The organism is Micromonospora sp. NPDC006766, assembly GCF_040636055.1.
In the GTDB taxonomy this organism is placed as follows: domain Bacteria; phylum Actinomycetota; class Actinomycetes; order Mycobacteriales; family Micromonosporaceae; genus Micromonospora.
On the sequence record NZ_JBEYIX010000125.1, the window covers coordinates 1 to 2,964 of the forward strand.

General features: G+C 66.3%; 3 protein-coding genes. 1 reads left to right on the top strand and 2 read right to left on the bottom strand.

Annotation, left to right across the window (positions count from 1 at the left end; translation table 11 throughout):
- Positions 1–136 precede the first annotated feature (136 nt).
- On the bottom strand, positions 137–682 hold the full coding sequence (locus ABZ671_RS32610; RefSeq protein WP_357865382.1) for a dihydrofolate reductase family protein: 546 nt from the start codon (positions 680–682) through the stop codon (positions 137–139).
- 188 nt (positions 683–870) lie between these two features.
- Between ABZ671_RS32610 and ABZ671_RS32615 the strand changes: the two genes are divergently transcribed.
- Entirely contained in the window at positions 871–1,551 is a 681-nt protein-coding gene (locus tag ABZ671_RS32615; RefSeq protein WP_357865384.1) for a 50S ribosomal protein L11 methyltransferase, read from the top strand.
- Positions 1,552–2,147: 596 nt separating this feature from the next.
- Here ABZ671_RS32615 and ABZ671_RS32620 read toward each other — a convergent pair.
- Entirely contained in the window at positions 2,148–2,492 is a 345-nt protein-coding gene (locus ABZ671_RS32620) for a hypothetical protein (RefSeq protein ID WP_357865386.1), read from the bottom strand.
- Positions 2,493–2,964: the final 472 nt, after the last annotated feature.

A 2,964-nucleotide genomic window follows, 5' to 3' on the forward strand; every position in this document is an offset into this window, starting at 1 on the left:
TACTCTTGTTTTCCTCCATTCTTCCCCAACCCCCCGCTCTTCTGTTTTGGTTGGTCCGGCAACCGCCGGACCAACCACCCGGCTTTGTCCATGCTTCGGCCACCGCGGGTCCGCACTGGCTGGCGACGGGCAGCGCCTACCTGGTGTGTGGGTCGTAGGTGAGCAGCAACGTCCCGCTGCTGGTCTGCTGCGACTCGAGCAGTCGCATCGGACGCTTTTCCTGGTAGCCGTCCAGCAGCCGGCTTCCCCTGCCCGCGATGACGGGTGGTACGGCGAGCCGCAATTCGTCGATCAGATCCTGCTCCAGCATCGACCTGACGAGCGTCGGGCTGCCATGCACACCGATGTTCTTTCCCGGCTGCGACTTCAGGCGCGCCACCTCGTCCGCGAGGTGGCCCTCGATGCGTTCGGTGTTCTGCCACTGGTGCTCGCCGAGCGTGCTGCCCACGACGTACTTCGGTGAGGAGTTGATGAAGGTCGCGAAGGGCTCGACGTCCGACGTCGGCCAGTACGGTGCCCAGTACTCGTAGGTCGCGCGGCCCAACAGCACCGCGTCCTGGGTGTCCACAAGGTACTGCAGGTGTTGTGCCACTTCGCTGTCGAAGTGTTCGAACATCCACTCGTCGGGCGCATCGGTCACACCATCGATTGAGAACAACAGATAAGATACGACCTTCCGCACGCAGCCCCCAGAAGTGATTCAGCCCCCAAACAGAGAAACCATAACCTAGGCTGTCCTGCCAACTGGCGCGACGCGCCGCATCGGGCCACCGCCCGCCCGATCGACGGATCCTTCCGCATCCGGCGTCGCCGGGCCATGATCCCGTTGTAGGCTCCTCCGGATCTTTCGCGGCGAGTTGGGGGTGCCACATGAGCGTCGAGACCCTGCCGTCCCTACGACACTGGACCTCGATCGGCGACGAACTGTCGACAAGCCCGGGCGTGCACCGGCCGTCACCGTTCTCCGCGCTGATGGCGAGCGCCGTGCAGGACACGGCGGGCCAGGTCGTGATCGACGCGGGGTGCGGGGCCGGGCTGGTCACGGTGGCAGCGCTGCTGGCCGGCGCGAGGCACGTCGTGGCGCAGGACTACGACCCGTCCTGCCTGGCCGACACCGCGGCCAACGTGAAGCGGATGCTCGGGCGCGACGCCCGGGACCGCCTGACGCTCTGGGAGGCCGACTGGCGGCAGCTCGAACCGATGCGCGCCGACGTCCTGGCGGTGAACCCACCGCAGCGCCCCACCGAACTGTTGTCCGACGTGGAAGCCGAGTTGCTGCACCTGCACCGAGGGGGCGGCCCGGACGGGTTCGACGCACTGCGGTTGATTCTGCGACACGCGAACAGCACCCGGGTCCGTACGACCGCCGCCGCAGTCCTGGATCTACCGGCCGTCGCTGACGACCTGTGCGCCGACCGATGGGCGCTTCCGGTCGCGGTCGCGCACGCCACGCTCCCGCTGGACCAGGCCTGGCGTCGCCTTGCGGGCGACCTCGTCGGTCAGGTCGAGGTCTGGGAGTTCGTGCGGCGCGCTGCCGCTCAACCCCGGTAGTCGCGACTCGGCGAACGCCGCACGGCCGTCCACTCCGGGCCGCTCGCCGGCCCGCCTCATGCATCGCTTCGATCGCCCGCAGCACGGACCGTTCGGCAACGTCATCCATGACATCCCCCTGATGACAGTTGACGGCTCTAGAATGGCAAAAGCAATTCGGGACGACACTTTTCTCCTGCCTCGACAATGACAGGGAATACTCGCCAAATTGCCCCTGGAAGTCGGCATGATAGACGGATGTCAAATTCTTGACCCTGGAGGCAGGGTAGCCTGCCCGTTAATTGCAAGCAACGCCCTCCAGTTACGGGCCGAGCACGCGGCGCACTCGTGAAGTAGAGTTAGATATTTATACTCGCCACTGTTGGTTCCAGGAATTGTCAGCCCCGGCGCGCACCTTTCGCGAGGATGGGTATCGATACTCACCGCTACCTGCGGCATGAAACGCCAGCTTCTATGCGCAATCCGCTCCAGAGGTACTCCAAAACGGGCGTTCTGCACCATGACGAACCGCCAATCCTTCCCAAAAAATGCCTTCCGTTTCCTGGGACCAGCGCGGCGCTGCCGGTATTGCAAATCGGCACAGGACGATCGAGTGCTCAGGCGTCGAGCGTTTGCAGATCCCGGCACAGCGTCCGCCCGACCCGGCGGTCACCTGCCAGGCTCGCCCACGAAACCCGCCTTGCCATGGCGGCGTCGCCATGACCGGCCGCCCGGCCCTCCTCGACGGCCGCGTCGGCGACCCGGTGCGACGCCCACGCGTGCGGCCGCGCCAGACGCCCGGCCGCACGCTCGTCCGGCGCCAGCCCGGCGACCTCGCGCCACCCGGGCACGCTGCACGGCGATCCGCGGTTCTGCCCGGAGCCCGAGCATTCCGCCCGGGCCGAGTCGATCCGGCGGTCCAGGGCGGGATGCCCCGGCCAACCCGTCGCCTCCGAACTCATGCTGTCACGGCGCGCGGCCGCCCACCGATGACGGTGCAGATCGGACTGATCCCGCCGCTGTCAGACTCTCAGAAAGTGTCGGTTCGGCCACACCGCAAGGCGTGAGAAGACACGCCGACAATATCGACACACCGTATCGCCACGCCCTCGTGAGGGAGACCCGCCGCACACGGATCACGGCACCCTGCCGCGCGGCCGCCCCGGGCATTTCATAAGCGACAACGCGCCGCCGTACCACTTTATCGAAACGTTCCGGAGGTATTCCGCATGAATATTCGGCGCGACCGGAAGGAACCCCCGCCACCGGTCGGCGTTCCTTCGGATCGCGGTGCCGCCTTGCCAAAGTACAATCGCCCCAAGCTTGCGGGACGTCACCCGGTCTATGGACAGATCGCCGACGTCGTGCAGCGAGAGCACCGGTACGGCGGGTGACCGTTGACGCCCGAGATGTGGGGGGTTTCATGCGTATATC